Below are 19367 nucleotides of genomic sequence, written 5' to 3'. Positions count from 1 at the left end.
CAGCGCCCGGCGGTCATTCGTCCGCGCCATCCGCCCCGGCCTCGATCTCTTCGGCCACGAGCTGCTGGAGCGTCCAGATATAGTCGTCATGGATGCCGTGTTCCGCCAGCCCGCGGACGGTGCGCAGCAGGTATTCCGCGCCCGATCCCGCGGCCCCCGATGCGCGGGCCAGCCGCCGCGCCTGATCCTCGACCGTCAGCTCGGCAAGCTGGGTGCCGATCGGGTCGGCATAGAAGGTCAGCGCCTCTTCCCGGCCGCGGGCGGTCTCGACCTCGATCCAGCAGGCGTTGGCCGAGAGTTCATGGGCGACAAGCTCGCGCCGCAGGATGGCGCGCAGCGACTGCGCCTCGGTCCCCTGGGCGATGTCGAGGACCAGCCCCTCGCAACTGCCGCCCGAGGCCAGCGCCAGCATCAGCCCCGGCCGCTCGGGCGTGCCGCGGAAATGCTCGAGCGAGATCGAGAAGCGGCGATGCCAGCCAATGGCGGTGGCGCGGCGCCGGGCGCCGACGGCAAAGCCGGGGTTCCAGATCAGCGAGCCATAGGCAAAGACCGGGATCGGTCGCGGCCGGTCCTGCGTAAGCCGGTCGGCCAGCAGGTCCAGATCGGCATCCTCGAGCATGCGCCAGCGCGGATCGTGCAGCGGCCCCTGGGCCGAGGCGACGCGGGCGACGTGATCGTCCGACAGCAAGATGGGGCGGCAATTGGTCATGGGGATTCCTGCAAGCGGCGACTGGTTCACCCGCGCAGGATTTCCGCGGCCGAGGCCGCCGGTCAACCCCGAAACCGGGCAAGGCCGCATCTCGGGGGCCGCGGGACGGGTCGCCGGCGATCACAGCAATGCGAGGATGCGATCCCGCAGGTGCTGCGCCAGCCGCCGCGCTTCGTTGCCGCGAAGGCGGCATTCCTCCGCGGCCTCGCCCAGATAGGCCCGCCGGGCATGATCCAGCACCGCGGCATCCTGCGGGTCGGGGATCTGCGGCATCGCCCATGCCGCGGCCGCGTCCTTGGCGACGAAGGCCCCGGTGCTGGCGGTGTGCCACATGCGGGCCAGCGTCAGCAGCACGTTGCGCCCGTCCCCCGGCAGTCCCGCCAGCAGCGCCGGCAGCGCATCGCGCATGGCCCGGCGGATATGGCCCAGGGGGATTTCGGGCAGCATTTCGGCTGCGGGCGGGCCGAAAAGCGGCCTGGCCTGCCGTTGCGCCTGCGCCAGCAGCAGCGTGTATTCGGGATCGCGGCTGGGCAGGGGGCTTTCGCCCGCCTCGAAATCCCCCCGCAGCCATTCGCCATAGAGGAACTCGGCCCTGGCCGGAAAGCCATGGGCAAGGTCCGGGGCGCGGACCACCAGCAGCTCGATGCAACGCGGCCCGCCGGGCCTGGCGGGATGGCGGGCGGAAATCCGCAGCAGGGCCGCCAGCAGCCTGGCCCGCCGATCCTCGGCCAGGCCCTGGGCGACGATGGCGAGCAGGTCGATGTCGCTTTGCGGGCGAAGCCCGCCCGACACCGCCGATCCGTGCAGGTAAAGCGCCAGCAGCGCCTCTCCGCACACGTCCTTCAGCGCGGCCATGACCGCCGGGATCTGGTCGGGGCTTTCCGCTGTGCTGTCCTGCATTCCGCCTTGCTCCTTGGAAGGCGTGACTATCACGGGGAAAGCCGCTTGTCCCCCCGTCGCGCTATCGTCGGCCGCCTTGTCCGACGTGTTCGTCGCCGGGTGCCGCATCCGCCGCCGCTGTCCGACCCGATTTCGGGCGGGATGTCGCAACGGCGCGGCCGCCCCCTTGCGGGCGCCGGTCCCCGTGCCTAAGTCCTGCCCGTGACCCGCCGGCAGCGAAAACAGAACAAAGGGCATGCTGACGATGCGTTTTCTGCTGACATTCCATTGCGAGGCGACCGGTCAATGGCGTTGCCTCGACACCGCGCTGCTTCCCGCGTTCCGGTCGGGCAGGGCCGAGGATCTGCCCGCCGCCCTGCGGGCCGAGCCGGAACTGGTCATGCGCTGGCTGCTCGGGCGTTATGAGATCGCGGATGCGCTGGTCTCTGCGACGACAGCGGCGCAGACGGGTCAGGGGGATGCGATCGCAGTCTATCCCCTTGGCGCCGACCGCGCGGTCATCGGCTTCGAGAATGCGTATAACGGCGCCTGGCTCGAGATATTCCTGCTTGAGAACCGGCCCATCGGCTTTGTCGCCGCCCACAAGCGGCAGGTCTTGCCGGCCGGCGGGGCGATGGCCTCGTTGAAGATACGGGCGGCGCGGCCGCTGCATGCCTCCGACCAGGCCTGCCGCCTGACGGTGAGCCGGATCATCGAGCATCGGCAGATATGGGCCGAGCAGCGCAGGGAGGGTGCCGATCCGGTGGCCGCCCTGACCGAGGAAAGCTGAGCCGGGCCTGACAGGCTTTCCGGGCGTTCGGCCCGCATGCGCCGGGAATGGGCCGAGGATGTCTGCGGATCATGCGGCCATGGGCTTTCCCCTCGGGATCGTCCGCGGCCGGGTCCAGGGTGGCCTCGGCCGAAGCCGCAGGGCGAGGGGCAAGCTTCATTGCCAGCGCTTGGCCTTCCTGTTACCCGGAACAAAACACGCACATGGTGGAATCCGCATGAGCGATCTTTTCGACGCCGCCCCGCGCCAGGGCCGGCTGCCGCTGGCGGCGGCGCTGCGCCCGGCCACGCTGGACGAGGTCATCGGGCAGCAGGCGCTGACCGCGCCCGGCTCGATCCTGCGCCGCCGCATCGCGGCCGGGGCGCTGGGCAGCGTCATCCTCTACGGGCCGCCGGGGATCGGCAAGACCTCGATCGCGCGGGCGGTGGGTGCCATGCTGGGCAAGAGCTTCCGGCCGCTGAACGCCACCCGCGCCGGGGTCGCCGACATCCGCCGCCTGGCGGACGAGGCGCGGATGACCCCGCTGCTGATCTTCGTCGACGAGGTGCAGCGCTTTTCCGCGACCCAGACCGACGACCTGCTGGCGATCTGCGAGGATGGCACGGCCGATTTCATCGGCGCGACCACCGGCAACCCCTATCACGTGCTGACCCCGGCGCTGGTCTCGCGCTCGACCATCCTGAAGCTGGAGCCGCTCTCCATCGAGGACATGGAACAGGTGGTGCGGCGCGGGCTGGATCACCTGCCCGGCGTGGCGATGACGCCCGAGCAGATCCGCCTGGTCGCCGGCCGCTCGGGCGGCGATGCGCGGCGCGCGCTGACCACGCTGGAAAGCCTGGCGCTTGGCCATGACGGGCCGGTCACGGAGGCGATGATCGAGGAAGCCTATGCGGCAGCGCCGATCAACCACGACCGCTCGGGCGATGCGCATTACGACGTGGTCTCGGCCTTCATCAAGTCGATGCGCGGCTCGGACCCGGACGCGACGCTTTACTGGCTGGCGCGGCTGATCCATGGCGGCGAGGATCCGCGCTTCATCGCCCGGCGCATCATGATCCATGCGTCCGAGGATGTCGGGCTGGCCGACAACACCGCCCTGCAGACGGCGGTGGCCGCGGCGCAGGCGGTCGAGAAGATCGGCTATCCCGAGGCGCAGATCGTGCTGGCCCATGCCGCGCTGCATGTGGCGCGGGCGCCGAAATCGGCCTCGGCCTGCCGCGGCATCATGGCGGCGCTGCAACTGGTCGCCTCGACCCCGCCCGCCCCGGTGCCGCTGCACCTGCGCGACGCGCATTACAGGGGGGCCGAGGCGCTTGGCCACACCGGCTATGTCCTGCCCCATGACGACCCGCGCGGCTGGGTCGAGCAGGACTATTCCCCGATCCCGCCCGGCACGCTTTACCAAAGCGACGCCCGCGACGCCGCGACCTTCGAGAAGCGGGCCGATGAATATTGGCGGAAGGTGACGGGGCGGCCACCGCACGGGCCGCAAACCTAGGCCGGTCGAGCATCCGGCCTTGCCGATATGCCGGGCGGGCGCCCACAGGCGGCGAACCATTCTTGCCGCCGCAAAGGCGGCCGCCCTTGGCTTTCCCGGCTAGGACGAGGGCGAAGCCGCTTCAGCACCCGCGCCGGAGCAGAAGGCGGCAAGCGCCGCCTCGCCGGGGGCGCAGGCGCGTTCCAGCGCCTCGCGCTCGGCGGGGGAAAGCGCGGCCAGGCGCGACGGGCGCAGCTGCGGCATGGCGGCGGCCCGGTCGAGCCATGCGGCGGGGGCGCCGGCCTGCAGATGTGCGCCCAGCCTTTCGATCCAGGTGCGGGGGTCGCGGCACAGATCCTCGTGGCGCAGGAGCATCGGCCGGGCGCCGCGCAGCCCTTGCAGGCCGCGGATGGTCAGGGTCGACCAGAAGGCCCCGGTTTCGGCAAGGCCGGGACGGCGGGCAACGATGCGCCGGACGCCGGACGGCCCGCTGATCGCGGCGACCAGCGGCCAGAGGGCGCCGCGCCCGAAATGCCGGCGCGGGTGCAGCAGGTCGAGGCCCAGCGGCCCGAGCCTGCGCCAGCACCAGATCGCCAGCCGCGCGGCGGGATAGTCGCGCATCGACAGCACCGTGTCCGGCCCGTTGCGCGCCAGCAGCACCAGCGCTGCATCGGGAAACATCTCGCGCAGCGTCGCCGCGGCCACCAGCGACCCGCCTGACCGTTCCACCCAGATCTCGCGCCCGCCGATCTGCCGGGCCATCGCCTGGAAAAGCGCGCGGTAATGCGCGGCCAGCGGGGCCGGGGCCCGCGCGCGCATCTGCCCGGCCAGCGCATCGAACAGGGCATCGGGGTTTTCGCTCAGATGCGGCAGCGTGACCGCCAGGATCGGCGGGCAATGCCACGGGTCATGCGCGGGGTGCGGGACGCGGCCGTAAAGGAACTCGGAGGGCGCGGCATCGGGGTTCGCCACCTGCGCCATGGCGCGCGAGGGCCGGGCCATATGCGCCCAGAACCGCGCGCCGTCCAGATGCCGCGGGCGAAAGGCGTTATGCCCGGCGGCGGCGAAAAGCTCGGAAACCGACAGGACGGCCGGATGCGCGTTCAGGATCTGCGACACCAGCGTCGAGCCGCAGCGGGCGGAGCCCAGGATCAGCGCCCCGCGCATGGCCGGTTCTGCAACCTCGTCCGGGGCATCATTCGGCCCCGGCACGGATGGCGGCGATCATGCGCTCGACCGCGGCATGCGCCAGGTCCATGGGCTTTTGCCTGGTGATCAGGTCCAGCCGGTCGATGGCCGCCAGGGCGACGATGCCATGCACCGACAGCAGCAGCTGCTCGGCCAGCAGGCGCGGGTCGCCCTTGGGCTTCAGCGCCGCCACCGGCTGGGTGATGCGGCCGATCAGCCCGTCGATCTGCGCCAGATACCAGTCGGGAAAATTGTTCGAGATGCGCGGCCCCTCGAACAGCGCCCGCCAGACCGCGCGGCGATCCAGCATGAAGGTCACATAGACCTCGGCCAGCGCCAGCAGGCGTTCGCGCGGCTCGGTCTCGCGCACCGCATCCACGGCGATCGCCAGATCGACCAGCGCCTGCCGGTTCACCTCTTGCAGCACCGCGCTCATGCTGTCGAAGAGGTTGTAGATGGTGCCGGGCGTCGTCTTGACCGCACTGGCCAGCGCGCGGGCGGTCAGCGCCGCCGGCCCGCCTTCCTCCAAAAGCAGCTTCGCCGCCTCGATCGTGCGGGTCCGCAGGGCGTCGTGATCATATCGTCTGGGTCTGGCCATGGTGTTCCTGAACTATGTTCAAAAATATGCTTGACAGGAATCGGGGCGATTGTCAATGTTAATGAACATCGTTCAATAATGGTGCCTCACATGTCTCCGATCAATCTCACAATCACCGGGACCGGCAGCTACCTGCCCGCCACGGTCCTGCCTTCGACCGATATCGACGACCGCATGGGATGGGCGCAGGGCGAATGCCAGGCGCGCTTCGGCATCGCCTCGCGCCATGTCGCCATGCCCGAGGAAACCACCTCGTTCATGGGCGCCGAGGCGGCGCGGCGCGCCATGGAGATGGCGGGTTGCAAGCCCGAGGATCTGGACATGATCCTGGGCGCCTGCGGGGTGATGGAACAGCCGATCCCCTCGACCGCGACGCTGGTGCAGGAACGGCTGGGGCTGGGCCGGTCCGGCATTCCGGCCTTCGACGTGAACGCGACCTGCCTCAGCTTCCTGCAGGCGCTGGACCTTGCGGCGATGTATGTCCAATGCGGCCGGGTGCGGCGGGCGCTGGTGTTTTCCTCGGACATCGCCTCGGTCGGACTGGACTGGAACCGGCCCGAGGCTGCCGCGATCTTTGGCGACGGCGCCGCGGCCGTGGTGGTCGAGGCGGGCGGCAAGGGCGCGGTGCTGGCGCATGATTTCCAGACCTATGCCCATGGCCATGACGCCTGCGTGCTGGCGGCGGGCGGCACGCGGGTCAATCCGGCCCGCGGCATCGCGCCGGGCCAGGACCGCTTTCACATGGACGGGGGCAAGGCGTTCAAGGTCGCCTCGCGCTATCTGCCGCGCTTTCTGCAAAGGCTGCTGAAAAAGGCCGAGGTGGGGCTGAACGGCATCGCCTGCGTCATCCCGCACCAGGCCAGCGCCCAGGCCCTGCAGCACGCGACCCGCAATCTGTGGCTGCCGCCCGAGCGGGTGATCGACATCTTTGCCCATGCCGGCAACCAGATCGCGGCCTCGATCCCGACGGCGCTGGATCATGCGGTGCGCTCGGGGCGGCTGATGCGCGGGGATACGGCGCTGCTGATGGGCACCTCGGCCGGCATCTCGCTCGGCGGCACGATGGTGCGGTTCTGATGCGCGCGCTGGTGACAGGGGCCAGCGGCTGCCTGGGCCGTGCCTTGGTCGAGCAGCTGGCGATGCATGGCTGGGACGTCAGCACCACCGCGCGCCAGCCCGCGGCGCTGCCCGGCTTTCGCGCCGCCGATCTGGTCAGCGCCGATCTGGGCCCGCTGCTCGACGGCATCGACGTGGTGTTCCATTGCGCCGCGCGCAGCTCGGCCTGGGGCACGCGGGCCGAGTTCCATGCCGACAACGTGCTGGCGACCCAGCGATTGCTGGACGCGGCCGAGCGGGCAGGGGTCAAGCGCTTCGTCCTTGCCTCATCGCCCAGCATCTATGCCGACGGCACCGACAGGCTGGACGTGGCCGAGGATGCGCCGCTGCCGGCGCGCCCGCTGTCGCTCTATGCCGAAAGCAAGCTTATGGCCGAGCGGATGGTGCTGGGCCATGCCGGGGCCATGGGCTGCACGGCGATCCGCCCGCGTGCCATCTACGGCCGCCACGACCGGGCGTTGCTGCCGCGGGTGATCGAGGCGATGCGGCGCGGCCGGCTGCCGATGATCCGGGGCGGGCGGGCGCTGATCGACCTGACGCATCGGCACGATGCGGCGCGGGGGATGATCCTGCCCGCCTCGGGTCCGCGCGGGGGCGTGTGGAACATCACCTCGGGCGAGGCTTTCCGGTTCTGCGACCTGGCCGAGATCATCGCGCATCGCGCCGGGCTGCGCCTGCGCGGCATGCCGCTGCCGCAGGGGCTGGCGCGCTGGCTGGCCGGTGCCTCCGAGGCCGTGGCCCGGATGCGCGGCGGGGCCGAGCCGCGGCTGACCTTGCAGGCCGTGGCGTCCCTGGGCAGCAGCCTGACGCTGGACATCTCGGCCGCGCGGCGGGATCTGGGCTATCGGCCGCGGGTCGGCTTCCAGGAGGGGGTGGCGGAATGCTTCGCCTGACCACGCTGAAGATCGGCGAATGCCGCGCCCCGGCCTGGGGCGCGGGACTGCCGGGCCTGGGCGGCGCCACCTTCCCGGCGCTGGCCACGCTGGTCGAGACGGAAAGCGCCTGCGTGCTGGTCGATACCGGCTATGGGCCGGCCTTCTTCGCGGCGACGCGGGGCTTTCCGGCCCGGCTCTATCGCTGGCTGACCCCCGTCCGGCAGCCGGCGCAGGAACAGCTGCTGCGCCGGCTGCCGCGCCTGCCGGATCTGGTGTTCCTGACCCATATGCATGCCGATCACAGCGCCGGGCTGATCGACCTGCCGGCCGGCATTCCGGTCACGGCCTCGGCCGCGGCGATTGCCGAATTGCGGGCGCTCGGCGATCTGGCCAGCATCCGCGCCGCCTGTCCGCCGCTTTTGCGCGACGCGATCCTGGCGCGCGATCCGCAGCCGGTCGAGGCATGCGTGGCGGTCCCGACCGGCCTGCCCGAATTTCCGCAAGGCCATGACCTGCTGGGCGACGGCCGGCTGATCGCCGTGCCGCTGCCGGGCCACGGCACCGGACAGACGGGGATTTGGCTGCCCGAGACCGCGCGCTTCCTGGTCGCCGATGCCGCCTATGGCCGGGCGCAGCTGCGCGCAAACCGGCTGCCGCCCGGCCCGGTGCTGGCGCGCCTGGGCGATGCCGCCGCCTATCGCCGGACCTTCGCCCGGCTGCGCGCGCTGATGCTGCGCCGCCCCGACATCACCATCGACCCCTCGCATTGCCCCGAGACCGCCAGATGAGCCTGACCGCATTCCTGCACAGCCGCCATGGCCGCGGCTTTTCCTGCCGCGCCGAGATCGAGGCGCATCACGCCGCCGCCATTCACCGCTTCCGCGCGCGGGTCATGCCGCGCTCGCCCTTCTATCGCGGCATGGCCGACCTGCCGCTAAAGGCGTTGCCGCGCATGGACAAGGCGCGGCTGATGGCGAATTTCTCGGCCATCAACACCTGCGGCATCGATCATGACGCGGCGATGCAGGTGGCCATCCGGGCCGAGGCCAGCCGCGATTTTCGCCCGCTGATCGGAAAGGTCTCGGTCGGGCTTTCGACGGGCACCTCGGGCCAGCGCGGGCTGTTCCTGGCGACGCCGCGGGAAAGGCGGCTCTGGGCCGCGATCATGCTGGGGCGCTACTGGCCGGAACTGTGGCGGCGCCAGCGCGTGGCGTTCTTCATGCGCGCCGACAATGCGCTTTATCGCAGCCTGTCGAATCCGCTGGTCCGCTTTGCCTTCTTCGACCTGCTGTCGCCCTTCGAGGATCACCTGGCCCGGCTGGCCGATCTGGACCCCAGCGTCCTGATCGCGCCCGCGCGCATCCTGGCGATGCTGGCCGAGCGGCAGGCGGCGGGCGGGCTGGCCCTGTCGCCGCGGCGGGTGATCTCGGTCGCCGAGACGCTGTCCCCCGAGGATGCGGCGCTGATCGAACGCGCCTTCGGCACCCGCGTCCACCAGGTCTACCAGGCGACCGAGGGCGTCCTGGCGATGACCTGCCGGCTGGGCCACCTGCACCTGAACGAACGCTGGCTGCGCATCGACCGCGACGTGATCGACGCGGCAAGCGGCGCCTTCTGCCCGGTCATCCACGACTTCACGCGCGAAAGCCTGCCGATCCTGAACTATCGCCTGGACGACGTGCTGATCCCCGATCCCGAGCCTTGCCCCTGCGGCTGCGCCAGCCAGCGCATCGCCCGGATCGAAGGCCGCGAAGACGATGTCTTGTGGTGGCCCTCGGCCATGGGGCCGCGCATGGTCGCGTCCGAGGCGATTCGAACCGCCATCGCCTGCCTGCCGCAGCCCTTGCGCGACTATCGGGTCGTCCAGCAGGGCAGGATGCTGCACCTGTGGCTGGACGCAGCCGCGCCGGGTGCCGAGCCGGCGCTGCGAACCAGCTTGGCCGGGCTGGCGCGGCGACTGGGGGCCGAACTGCCCGCGCTTGCCTTTCATCGCGGCCTGCCGCCGGAAACCGACGCCAAGCGCCGCCGGATCAGGGTCTTGCCCGAGGCGCGGGCCGGGGTGTAACGGCCGGAGCCCAGGGGTTTCCGCCTGCCCGGCAGCCCCCCGCGACCGTGTCAGACATGCTGGCCGCCGTTGATGTGGATCTCGCTGCCGGTGACATACGACGCCTGCCCGCTGGCGAGGAAATAGACCACCTCCGCCACCTCTTCCGGGCGTCCGAGGCGCTTCATCGGCACCTGCGCCTCGATGATCCGGTCGGTGCCCGGCGACAGGATCGAGGTCTCGATCTCGCCGGGGGCGACGGCGTTCACCCGCACCCCGTATTCGGCAAGGTCATAGGCCAGCTCGCGGGTCAGGGCCGAGAGCGCGGCCTTGGAAACGGCATAGGCCGCGCCGGCGAAAGGATGCACCCGGCTGCCCGCGATCGAGGTGATGTTGACCACCGCGCCCTGCCTTGCCTTCAGCGGCTCCAGAAGCTCCTGGCAAAGCTGCAGCGGGGCGACCAGGTTGACCTGCTGCACGCTCAGGAGCGTTGCCAGCGGCGTGACCAAGGCCCCCATGCGCCCGCCGTCCCCGCACTTCGGGGAAATCCCGGCGTTGTTGACCAGGGCCGACAGCCCGTGCCCGTCCAGCATTCGTTTCAGCCTGTCGGCGGCGTCGGTGATCGAGCCGGGATCGGACAGGTCGACCTCGATGTGATGGATGATGCCTTCGGCCCAGGGGCATTGCGAGGAGAACGGCGTCCGCGCCAGGGTGATGACCTTCCAGCCCTGGCGGTGGAAGTGGCGCACGATGGCATGGCCGATGCCGCGGCTGGCGCCGGTCACCGCGACGACGGGCTTGGAAGGATCGGTCATCATTTCTCATGTCCAGGTGACGGTGCGCGTGGCGAGCTTAGCCCCGGCCTCGGTCCAGATCAAACGGGTCCGCCGGTTGCGGCGTTCGGGCGGCGCAGGTCCGGGCGATGCCTGCGCGCCCGGCCCTGGCGGCGGGGCGGCTGGCTGATATCCGCCGTCCTGCCCTGGCGGTGGTTCTGATTCCACCCAGGCTCTGATATGCTCCCTGAAGCTGCATTTTATGAGATGAATTCTCGCGAGGCGGATAACGACCATGTCCTTTGCATCTGCAAACGAGCGCTACTTCGTCAGCCTGGTCAACCAGGCCCGTCAGGCCGAAGGGCTTCCCGCGCTGTCCATCGAAAAACGGCTCAACGATTCGGCCGAGGGCCATAGCCGCTGGATGCTGGAGACGGATGTGTTCTCGCATACCGGCCGCGGCGGCTCTTCCTCGCGCGAGCGGATGGAGGCGGCGGGCTTCGACCTGGCGGGCAACTGGATGACGGCCGAGAACATCGCCTATGTCTCCATCCAGGGCGAGGCCGACCTGCGCGACGAGATCCGCCAGCTGCACCAGAACCTGATGAACAGCTCCGGCCACTATCAGAACATCATGAGCGATGCGGCCTTTATCGGCATCGGGCTGGAGGTCGGCTATCTGACGGTGAACGGCCGCGACTACAAGGTTCTGATGGCGACGCAGAACTTTGCCGATACGGACGGGCAGGTGCGCGTCGACACCGGCACCTTCACCCGCGTCGCCAATCCCGGCGCGGACCTGTCGATGCAGTCCCGCGCCGACTGGCTGGCAAGCTTCAACGGCGAGGTCTTCGTCACCCCCGGCCCGACGCAAAGCACGCCGCGCAACGACGATTATCGCCTGACGGCCCGCAACGATCTTGCCTCGGCCGGGGACGGCCACGATTGGATGGACGGCAAGGCGGGGAACGACACGCTGAGCGGCAACGGAGGCCACGACCGGATCATCGGCGGCGAAGGCTTCGATTCCCTGCATGGCGGTTACGGCAACGATACGCTGCAAGGCGGCCCCGGCAACGATTCCCTGGCTGGAGCCGAGGGCAATGACCAGTTGCGCGGCGAGATCGGCGACGATTCCATCTGGGGCGGAGTGGGGCAGGATCGCCTGCTGGGCGGGGTCGGCCACGACATGCTGGACGGCGGTGCAGGTAATGATTGGCTGAGAGGGGAAGGGGGCAACGACCGCTTGATCGGCGGCGATGGCAATGACACGCTGCATGGCGGCATTGGCAACGACGTTCTGGCCGGCGGGGCCGGGGCCGATGTCTTCATCTTCCAGGATGGTCATGGCGTCGATACGATCAACGGCTATCAGCGCGGCATCGACCGGCTGCTGATCGACGATGCCAGGCTGGATGCGAACCCCGCCGCCTTCATCCGCGACCACATGCAAAAGACCGCGAATGGCGTGGTGATCGACTTCGGCGACGGCGACCGCATCGTGGTCAACGGCCAGAACCTGACCGTGGCCCAGGTGGCGGACGACATCTTCGCGATCTGACGGCGATCCCCCGGCCGAAACAAACGGCCGAGGGCAGGATATGCAGAAGCGGGCCGCCGGTCACGCCGCCTCTTGCAGCCGTTCGGGGGCGGGTGCAGGCAGCAGGCGCTTGCCGCAAGCTGCAATCAGGTAATGCTGCAAATAGCTGCCCGCATTTCCGGTGATGGACCCGCCGAGCCGAGGATTGATCTCGAAGATCTTGGGCTTGCCGTCCACCTCGCGATAGTCGATGCAGCAGGCGCCATTCGCAAATCCCACCCTGTCCAGGATTTCCGTAAACAGATCCCGATGGCGCGAACCTTCCTGCCATACCAGGCTCTTGTGCCCGGTATTGATCCCCTTCACATGCGGCATGTCCGGCATGTCGAATATGGCCGTGCGGGAAAAAGCGATCCGGCCGTCGCGCATCAGCAGATATGCGGATAATTCGGTCGTGCCGGGAATATATTCCTGCAGGAATTCCTGCTCGGGATCGTAGACCAGCGGCGAATCCGGGGTCAGGCAGCAAATACGCGACAGCTTGCCCCATTCATCCTTGCGGCGCTTGACGATGATGGGCTCGCCAATCGGAAGGTTGCCGGGATCGGCGAACATGGCCGGGACGTAATCACCCAGGCTGGAGCTGGCCATCAGCCGGTTGAAGGCAAGCTTGTCATGGCAGTTTTCCTGTGCCGTGGCGCTGGGGAACAGGGCGTTGAACATCTCGCCCCCGGCACGCCTTTGATCCAGGAAATCGCGGTCCCACAGGGTCAGCGGGACCACGGCGTCATAGCTGGACAGATCGGCATGGCGAAGATCCGCCATATGGCTTTGGATGCCGATGGCCTGCGCGCTGCGCTCCAAAGCTGCCGACCAGTCGGCCTTCATTCCAAACAGAATACTTTTCACCACAAACCTCCCAGGCAATCGATAACTGATTGCAATCCGCCAGAGACAACAATCGGAACGCGAACAGGCCCAGTGATGCCCCACGGGGTGCTGCATGAGAAGCTGACTTTTTGGGCAGTTATTGCCCGAATCCTGCGGAGAATTGGCGCCAGGCGCCGGATATTTCCACGATATGGACGGATTTCCCGCCCGCCGCCGGATTGGCGGATCGGCAGGGGTGACGGCGCTGCCAACCGCTCCGGGCGCCGCGCCGTCGAGGGTATTTTCGCCCCGGTCGGCGATTCTCGAAAATGGTTTCAAGGGGGTGCGACAACGATACGCAGCTGCGCGGGATGACGCGGATGCGATCCGGCGCGACGAAACCCTTTACCGCTCGCCGGGGTTTAGACCCGATGAGCATGAAGGAGGTAAGAGTCATGCTGAAACGCAGTTTGACGACCGCCCTGGTCGGCGGCAAGGCATTGGCGCTTGGCGCCATCATGGGCTCCACCGCACTTGCGCAAAGCGGCGAGGTGATCGATGGCAATACCACCGTCATCGAGACGCCCTCGGGCAACACCGCCATCGCGCCGGGCGCGGCGGTCGAGCCGAGCGCGCCGGTGGGCGCGGTTCTCGAGCCGGATTACCCGTTGCTGGAGCAGCTCGACAATGACCAGGAGATCGCGCGGACGCTGATCGCGCAGGGCTTCAGCGACGTGCATATCCTGCGCGAGGGCCCGATCCTGACGATCAATGCGCAGCGCAACGGCCAGCCCACCGAACTGGTCTACAGCATCGCCAATGGCAGCCTGATCTCTGTGGACGGCGTGGAACTTCGCGCCGAACCGGACGAAAGCGGCAAGGGCGGGCCGACCGTCTCGGAAACCCAGGATGGGCCCGGCGCCGGTGATGAACCCGGCGAGGATGCAGGGGGTGATACGGGCGGCGATACGGGTGACGGGACTGGCGACGGGACTGGCGACGGAACCGGAGAGAATGGCGATGGTTCGGACGGCTCCGACAGCGGCTCCGACAGCGGCTCCGACAGCGGCTCCGACGGCGGTTCGGACGGATCGGATGGCGGCACCGGGGGCTCTGACGGAGGCGCGGATGGCGGCGCGGACGGCGGCTCCGACGGTGGTTCGGATGGCGGCTCCGATGGCGGTGATTCCGGCGGCGATGGTGGCGAAGGCAACGGCTGATCCCTGCCGCTAAGCCTACGCCAGCCCCTGGGCGGGCGCGTGCCCTCATTATGGCCGCACCGGCCGGCGAAGGCCGGGCCAAGATCGACGATACCCGTCGGACCCTGCCATGGCCCGATGGGAAAGGCCCCGGCGGCGCGGTCGCGCTCCGGGGCCTTCTGGTTGGTCAGGACGCGGATCTATTCGTCGTCGCTGTCCGGCACGTCGGCGATGTCGTCCAGCGACATGTCGCCATCGTCGTCGTCATCGTCCAGCAGATCGTCGTCCAGATCGCCGGTGTCGGCGTCGTCGTCCAGATCCTCGTCCTCGGCCAGGTCGGCCTGGTCCGCGTCGCGCGCAGCGGTCTTTTCCGAGATCAGCGAGCGCGAGCGACCGTTGGTCAGGCTTTCCACGGTAAATTCCGCACCGCAGGCCGGGCAGGTAATCGGGTCGTTCATCAGGTCGTAAAAGCGCGTCGCGCAATGGGGGCAAAGGCGTTTCGTGCCCCATTCCTCTTTGGGCATGGTTGTTCTCTTTCTGCCGCGTTCAGCTAAATCCGCTGTCCCCTGCCACAGCCGGGGCAGGGTGTCAAAGCCTTTTCCCCCTTGCGGCCGGCCGGCGGTGCGGGGGAAAGATGGGCAGAGGCGCGGCCCTTCGCAAGATGGGGGAACGGATGGACAGGATTCTGGTCGGAGGCGACATTCCGGTGACGCTGCGGCGCTCGTCCAGGGCGCGGCGCATGACCCTGCGCGTGGCGCGCGCGGGGGGCGAGGTGGTGCTGACCCTGCCCAGCCGCACCAGCCTGTCGGACGGCCGCGCCTTTGCCGAATCACGGGCCGAATGGCTGCGGCAGACCCGCGCCGGGATGCCGCCGCTCTGCGTGGTCGAACCGGGCGCCCTGCTGCCCGTCCAGGGGCGCCCGCGCCGGATCGTGCCCCATGACGGGCGGCGGGTGGAACTGACCGAGGCGCTGCTGCTGGTCCCGCAGGGCCGTCCCGCCGGCCTGCTGGTCGAGGCCTGGCTGAAGCACCTGGCGCAGGCGCGGCTGAGCCGGGCCTGCGACCGTCATGCCGCGGCGCTGGGGCGCGGGTTTCGCGCGCTGGCGCTGCGCGACACGCGATCGCGCTGGGGCAGTTGCACCCATGACGGGCGGCTGATGTTTTCCTGGCGGCTGGCCATGGCGCCGCCCGAGGTGCTGGACTATGTCGCCGCGCATGAGGTGGCGCATCTGCTGCACATGGACCATTCGGCCGCCTTCTGGGCCGCAACCGGCCGGCTGATGCCCGATTACGCCCGCCATCGCGACTGGCTGCGCCGGCACGGGCATGAACTGCTGGCCTGGCGCTTTCGTTCCTGATCGAGGCGGCTTGACGGCGCCCGCATTTGTGATCACAGATGGCGCATGACAGCTTCGCGTTCCTCGGAAAGTTCGGCCCATGAGCGGCTTTATCGCAACCTGCGCCAGCGCATCATGCTGGGCGAGCTGCCGCCGGGCCTGCCCCTGACCCTGCGCGGCATCGCGGCCGAGCATCGCGTCTCGATGACGCCCGCGCGCGAGGCGGTGCGGCGGCTGGGGGCCGAGGGGGCGCTGTCGCTGTCCTCTTCGGGGCGTATCGCCACGCCGGAACTGTCGGTCGAGCGGATCGAGGAGCTTGCCGCCTTGCGCGGGCTGATCGAGCCGGAACTGGCCGCCCGCGCCCTGCCGCGCGCCCATCAGGCCCTGATCGAGCGCATGGCCGTCATCAACGCCGCCATCGGCGAGGCGGCCGAGCGGCACGACGCCGTGGGCTATATCCGCACCAACCTGGAGTTTCATCGCCTGCTTTACCTGCGCGCCCAGGCCCCGGCGATGCTGGCCATCGTCGAGACGGTCTGGCTGCAGCTGGGCCCGACCATGCGGGCGCTTTACGGGCGGATGAAGCGCAACGAGCCGCCGCGCCATCACCGCATGATCCTGGCCTCGCTGCGGGCGGGGGACGAGCCGGGGCTGCGGCTTGCCGTGCGCGCCGACGTGACCCACGGGCTGCGCCACCTGGGATCGAACTAGGCGGGGGGCTGCCGGGGCGCGACAAGTCATCGCTGCCCGAAATGATTTACCTTAACACTCAGGTATTCTAGGCATGGCGGATCAGGAGGTATCCCGCGACCATGCCAGGCTTTGCCCAGGACCGGACGACCGCTTTTGCCGGCCCCGAACTCGGGCGCCTGCGCCAGATCGACAGCTGGAGCGCACCGCTGCTGCTGCGCATCACCCGCCTGCACGAGGGCCAGGCCTGCAAGCCCCATGCCCATGCCCGCGGCCAGTTCCTGTTCCCGCGCAGCGGCCGCTGCCGGATCTGGACCGAGGGCGAGATCTGGACCGCCTCGCCCCGACAGGCGATCTGGATCCCCTCCGGCGTGCTGCATTATGTCGAGGGGATTGCCGCGACCGAGGTGCATAACGCCTATGTCGATGCCGGGATCTGCCGCGACATGCCGGGCCGGGCCAAGGTGATGACCGTCTCGCCGCTGCTGGCCGAGTTGATCGCCTATGCGCTTGGCCGCGGGGCGGAGGCCTTGCCTGTCGGGGCGGATGCGCGGGTGTATCAGGTGATCGCCGACCAGATCCGCAGCGCCCGCGACATGGCGGCGATGCACCTGCCGCTAAGCGGCGACGACCGGCTGGGGCCGCTGCTCGACCGGATGGTGCGCCACCCCGAGGACGGCCGGTCGCTGGAGCAATGGGCCGATGCCGCGCATATGAGCGCGCGCACGCTCGCGCGGCTGTTCCTGCGCGAAACCGGGCTGTCCTTTGGGCAATGGCGGCAAAGGCTGCGGATCATGGAGGCGATGGCGCGCCTGGCCGAGGGGCAGTCGGTGCTGGCCGTGTCGCTGGACCTGGGCTATGCCAGCCAGAGCGCCTTCACCGCCATGTTCCGCAAGGTGACGGGCATGACCCCCTCGGACTTCCTGCGCGACAGCGCCGCCCCGACCGGGCGCGGCCGCCGTCCGGGATCCTGATCGCGCCCTGTCCGTTTCTCGACGGCTTTTGGCCGGGGCGAAACAGACCGCCCCCCGCCCGGCTGATACAAGCCTGCATACCCAAGAAAATTTATCGGGTTTGCCGGAGGCGAAGGAACAGATGATTGTGAAAAGGTTGATTTCGGGAAAAGGGCGCCGGGCTTGCCTGGCCGCCGGGCTGGCCACGGCTTCGGCCTTGGCGATGACCTCTGCCGCGGCCCAGGAGGACACGGTGCGGTTGGAAACGATCTATCTCAAGGCCGGAACCGACGCGGACGGTCAGTCCGTGACCGATGAAAGGATCGCGCAGCGCCAGCCGCTGACGCTCAACGATCTCTATGCCGCCGAGCCCGAGGTCCGTGTCAGCGGCGCCGACCGCAGCACGGCGCAAAGGGTCTATGTCCGCGGGATCGAGGAAACCAGCCTCAACGTCACCGTGGACGGCGCCCGCCAAAGCGGCAACCTGTTTCGCCACAACGGCAACATGGGCATCGACCCCTTCATGCTGAAGCGGGTCGAGGTCGAGGCGGGCACCGGCGGCGCGCTGGCCGGTCCGGGCGCCCTGGGCGGCGCCATCCGCTACGAGACCAAGGATGCCGAGGATCTGCTTCTGCCGGGGCAGCGGCAGGGGGTGATGCTGCGTTTCGCCGGGCAGAGCAATGGCGACCGGCTTTCGCCGTCCCTGGGCTTCTACGGCCGGCCGGACGAGCGCTTTTCCTATCTGGTCTATGGGTCCAAGACCTGGGCCGGCAATTACAAGGACGGCGGCGGCAACGAGGTTCCCTATAGCGACGACGAACCCGCCGAGGGCCTGGTCAAGCTGCGCTTCCGTCCCGCCCCGGACCACGAGATCGCCCTGACCCACAACCGGCGCGAGGATAACGGCATGCGCGCCACGCAGGCCAATTTCGGCCTGCCGGATGCCGAGCCGCAGGACCAGGAGTTCATCCGCGAAACCACCAGCCTGCGCTATTCCTATGCTCCGGCGGGCAACCCGCTGATCGACCTGGAATTGCGCGCCTATGACAACCGCAGCGCGCTGAAGCGGCTGACCGCCTCGCCGTCCGAGGGCGAGTGGCTGACCAGCGGCCTGGATATCCGCAACCGTTCGGAACTGGGGGCGCTGGTGCTGACCTATGGCTATGACTACACGAGGGAACAGTCGCGCGGCCGCGCCGGTTCGGGCCCGCGTGTCTCGGAGACGGGCGAGACGCATGGCCTGTATCTGCAGGCCGAATACGGCTTTGCCGGGCATTGGCTGGCCTCGGGCGGGCTGCGCTATGACAGCACCTCGCTGACCGATCTGGCGGGGAACGTCTATGACGGCGACCACCTCAGCCCGAATGTCGGGCTGCGCTTTGAAACGGCGCAGGGGCTGTCGCTTTTCGCCTCGTGGTCCGAGGCGCATCGCGGTGTCCGTCCGGTGCCGGGAACGCAGCTGACAAGCGGGATCAACGCCGCCGCCACCGACCCGACGCTGGAGGGCGAACGCGCCCGCACCACCGAGATCGGCGCCACCTTCGACGCCAATGGATGGCGCGCGGGGCTGATCCTCTTCGACACCCGCATCGAGGGTTCGATCCTTTACGGCGGGCAGCGCGGCATGCCCTATGCCCGGACGCGCGGCGGCGACATCGACAGCCGGGGCTTTACCGCGCGGCTTGGCCGGGACTGGGGCGGCTGGAGCCTGGACCTCAGCTATTCCCGCGCCGATGTCGATTACGCCGGCGTTCCGGTCGGGCCGGGCGACTGGTCGAACGGCGTGGCTCCCCAGGGCGACAAGCTCGTGCTGGACATCGCCCATGCCATGGCCGCGCATGACCTGCAATTCGCCTGGACCAGCATCCTGGTCCTGGCCGAGGACGACCTGCCCGCCGCCTTCACCGCGCTCGAGGAACTGCCGGGCTATGCCGTGCATGACCTGTCGGTGGTCTGGCGGCCGGCGGAAGGGCAGGAATACAGCCTGGCGATCCAGAACATCTTCGACAAGCGCTACCTGGATCATTCCACCCCCTACAGCGTGTCGGGCGGCGTGACCAATCTTTACGAGATGGGGCGCAGCATCCGGCTTGCCGGGGGCTGGCGGTTCTGAACCCCGACGCGGACTGCCGGGGGCCGTGACGGAAGGCGATCACGGTCCCCTGGGGCAAGGCGTTCGGGCGACGGCCACCGGTGCCAGCGTCACCGGCCGTTCGCCAGCGCGCCGACGGGTGTCCCTGGCGATGGGCGCGAAGGTCGCCGGGGCCGTTCACCAATGCGCCGCGCATCCGCCGGGGCCAGGCTATGGCGGCGCGGGGTGCCGATTGCGA

Annotated in this window: 19 protein-coding genes; 12 read left to right on the top strand and 7 right to left on the bottom strand. The window is 69.3% G+C overall.

The window, feature by feature from the left end; genetic code table 11:
* Positions 1 to 13 precede the first annotated feature (13 nt).
* Positions 14 to 709, bottom strand: a complete 696-nt coding sequence (locus tag E3U25_RS15880; protein WP_036758126.1) for a gamma-glutamylcyclotransferase — start codon at positions 707 to 709, stop codon at positions 14 to 16.
* A 120-nt stretch (positions 710 to 829) separates the two neighbouring features.
* A complete protein-coding gene (locus E3U25_RS15875) occupies positions 830 to 1609 on the bottom strand; it encodes an aminoglycoside adenylyltransferase domain-containing protein (protein ID WP_116222210.1) in 780 nt (259 codons plus the stop codon).
* A 235-nt stretch (positions 1610 to 1844) separates the two neighbouring features.
* Between E3U25_RS15875 and E3U25_RS15870 the strand changes: the two genes are divergently transcribed.
* Positions 1845 to 2378, top strand: a complete 534-nt coding sequence (locus tag E3U25_RS15870; RefSeq protein WP_140847825.1) for a hypothetical protein — start codon at positions 1845 to 1847, stop codon at positions 2376 to 2378.
* Positions 2379 to 2595: 217 nt separating this feature from the next.
* Positions 2596 to 3876, top strand: coding sequence for a replication-associated recombination protein A (locus tag E3U25_RS15865; protein WP_116222212.1), 1281 nt, complete (start codon positions 2596 to 2598; stop codon positions 3874 to 3876).
* 99 nt (positions 3877 to 3975) lie between these two features.
* Here the strand turns inward: E3U25_RS15865 and E3U25_RS15860 are convergent, their stop codons facing one another.
* Together E3U25_RS15860 and E3U25_RS15855 are read right to left on the bottom strand one after the other, a co-directional pair.
* Positions 3976 to 5022 carry a sulfotransferase gene (locus E3U25_RS15860; RefSeq protein WP_116222213.1) on the bottom strand — a complete coding sequence of 349 codons (1047 nt, stop codon included), beginning with the start codon at positions 5020 to 5022 and terminating at the stop codon, positions 3976 to 3978.
* Positions 5023 to 5050: 28 nt separating this feature from the next.
* On the bottom strand, positions 5051 to 5641 hold the full coding sequence (locus E3U25_RS15855; protein ID WP_072462031.1) for a TetR/AcrR family transcriptional regulator: 591 nt from the start codon (positions 5639 to 5641) through the stop codon (positions 5051 to 5053).
* A 90-nt stretch (positions 5642 to 5731) separates the two neighbouring features.
* Here E3U25_RS15855 and E3U25_RS15850 point away from each other — a divergent pair, with 90 nt between their 5' ends.
* The 4 genes from E3U25_RS15850 to E3U25_RS15835 are packed head-to-tail and all read left to right on the top strand — an operon-like array spanning position 5732 to position 9697.
* The gene (locus tag E3U25_RS15850) at positions 5732 to 6718 is read left to right on the top strand and encodes a 3-oxoacyl-[acyl-carrier-protein] synthase III C-terminal domain-containing protein (protein WP_116222214.1); all 987 of its coding nucleotides are present in this window, start codon (positions 5732 to 5734) and stop codon (positions 6716 to 6718) included.
* On the top strand, positions 6718 to 7650 hold the full coding sequence (locus E3U25_RS15845) for an NAD-dependent epimerase/dehydratase family protein (protein ID WP_116222215.1): 933 nt from the start codon (positions 6718 to 6720) through the stop codon (positions 7648 to 7650). The genes E3U25_RS15850 and E3U25_RS15845 overlap by 1 nt, the downstream gene beginning before the upstream one ends.
* Positions 7638 to 8420: an MBL fold metallo-hydrolase gene (locus tag E3U25_RS15840; RefSeq protein ID WP_116222216.1), complete on the top strand. Its 783-nt coding sequence runs from the start codon at positions 7638 to 7640 to the stop codon at positions 8418 to 8420. Before E3U25_RS15845 ends, E3U25_RS15840 begins: the two co-directional genes overlap by 13 nt.
* Positions 8417 to 9697, top strand: a complete 1281-nt coding sequence (locus E3U25_RS15835; RefSeq protein ID WP_116222217.1) for a F390 synthetase-related protein — start codon at positions 8417 to 8419, stop codon at positions 9695 to 9697. Before E3U25_RS15840 ends, E3U25_RS15835 begins: the two co-directional genes overlap by 4 nt.
* 50 nt (positions 9698 to 9747) lie before the next feature.
* Here E3U25_RS15835 and E3U25_RS15830 read toward each other — a convergent pair whose 3' ends face one another.
* The gene (locus E3U25_RS15830) at positions 9748 to 10494 is read right to left on the bottom strand and encodes an SDR family NAD(P)-dependent oxidoreductase (RefSeq protein ID WP_208861604.1); all 747 of its coding nucleotides are present in this window, start codon (positions 10492 to 10494) and stop codon (positions 9748 to 9750) included.
* Positions 10495 to 10744: 250 nt separating this feature from the next.
* Here E3U25_RS15830 and E3U25_RS15825 point away from each other — a divergent pair, with 250 nt between their 5' ends.
* Positions 10745 to 12010, top strand: a complete 1266-nt coding sequence (locus E3U25_RS15825; protein WP_116222218.1) for a CAP domain-containing protein — start codon at positions 10745 to 10747, stop codon at positions 12008 to 12010.
* 60 nt (positions 12011 to 12070) lie between these two features.
* Here the strand turns inward: E3U25_RS15825 and E3U25_RS15820 are convergent, their stop codons facing one another.
* Complete coding sequence (locus tag E3U25_RS15820; protein WP_140847820.1) at positions 12071 to 13198, bottom strand: ATP-grasp domain-containing protein; 1128 nt, start codon at positions 13196 to 13198, stop codon at positions 12071 to 12073.
* A gap of 92 nt (positions 13199 to 13290) precedes the next feature.
* Between E3U25_RS15820 and E3U25_RS15815 the strand changes: the two genes are divergently transcribed.
* Positions 13291 to 14079, top strand: coding sequence for a hypothetical protein (locus tag E3U25_RS15815; protein ID WP_147304517.1), 789 nt, complete (start codon positions 13291 to 13293; stop codon positions 14077 to 14079).
* A gap of 179 nt (positions 14080 to 14258) precedes the next feature.
* Here E3U25_RS15815 and E3U25_RS15810 read toward each other — a convergent pair whose 3' ends face one another.
* The gene (locus tag E3U25_RS15810) at positions 14259 to 14582 is read right to left on the bottom strand and encodes an FYDLN acid domain-containing protein (RefSeq protein WP_116222221.1); all 324 of its coding nucleotides are present in this window, start codon (positions 14580 to 14582) and stop codon (positions 14259 to 14261) included.
* Between the two features lie 149 nt (positions 14583 to 14731).
* On the opposite strand from E3U25_RS15810, the gene E3U25_RS15805 reads away from it, so the two are divergent.
* The 4 genes from E3U25_RS15805 (at position 14732) to E3U25_RS15790 (ending at position 19150) form a co-directional block, all read left to right on the top strand.
* Entirely contained in the window at positions 14732 to 15415 is a 684-nt protein-coding gene (locus tag E3U25_RS15805) for a M48 family metallopeptidase (protein ID WP_116222453.1), read from the top strand.
* A 45-nt stretch (positions 15416 to 15460) separates the two neighbouring features.
* Positions 15461 to 16105, top strand: coding sequence for a GntR family transcriptional regulator (locus E3U25_RS15800; protein WP_036758106.1), 645 nt, complete (start codon positions 15461 to 15463; stop codon positions 16103 to 16105).
* A gap of 101 nt (positions 16106 to 16206) precedes the next feature.
* Complete coding sequence (locus tag E3U25_RS15795) at positions 16207 to 17058, top strand: helix-turn-helix domain-containing protein (protein ID WP_116222222.1); 852 nt, start codon at positions 16207 to 16209, stop codon at positions 17056 to 17058.
* Between the two features lie 127 nt (positions 17059 to 17185).
* Positions 17186 to 19150, top strand: coding sequence for a TonB-dependent receptor domain-containing protein (locus E3U25_RS15790; protein ID WP_166435542.1), 1965 nt, complete (start codon positions 17186 to 17188; stop codon positions 19148 to 19150).
* The last annotated feature ends 217 nt before the right edge of the window (positions 19151 to 19367 follow it).

Origin of the sequence: Paracoccus versutus, assembly GCF_029909795.1 — a bacterium.
GTDB classification, from domain to species: domain Bacteria; phylum Pseudomonadota; class Alphaproteobacteria; order Rhodobacterales; family Rhodobacteraceae; genus Paracoccus; species Paracoccus versutus.
The sequence above is the reverse complement of the archived record's forward strand: the minus strand, read 5'-3'. Positions and strand labels throughout refer to the sequence as shown.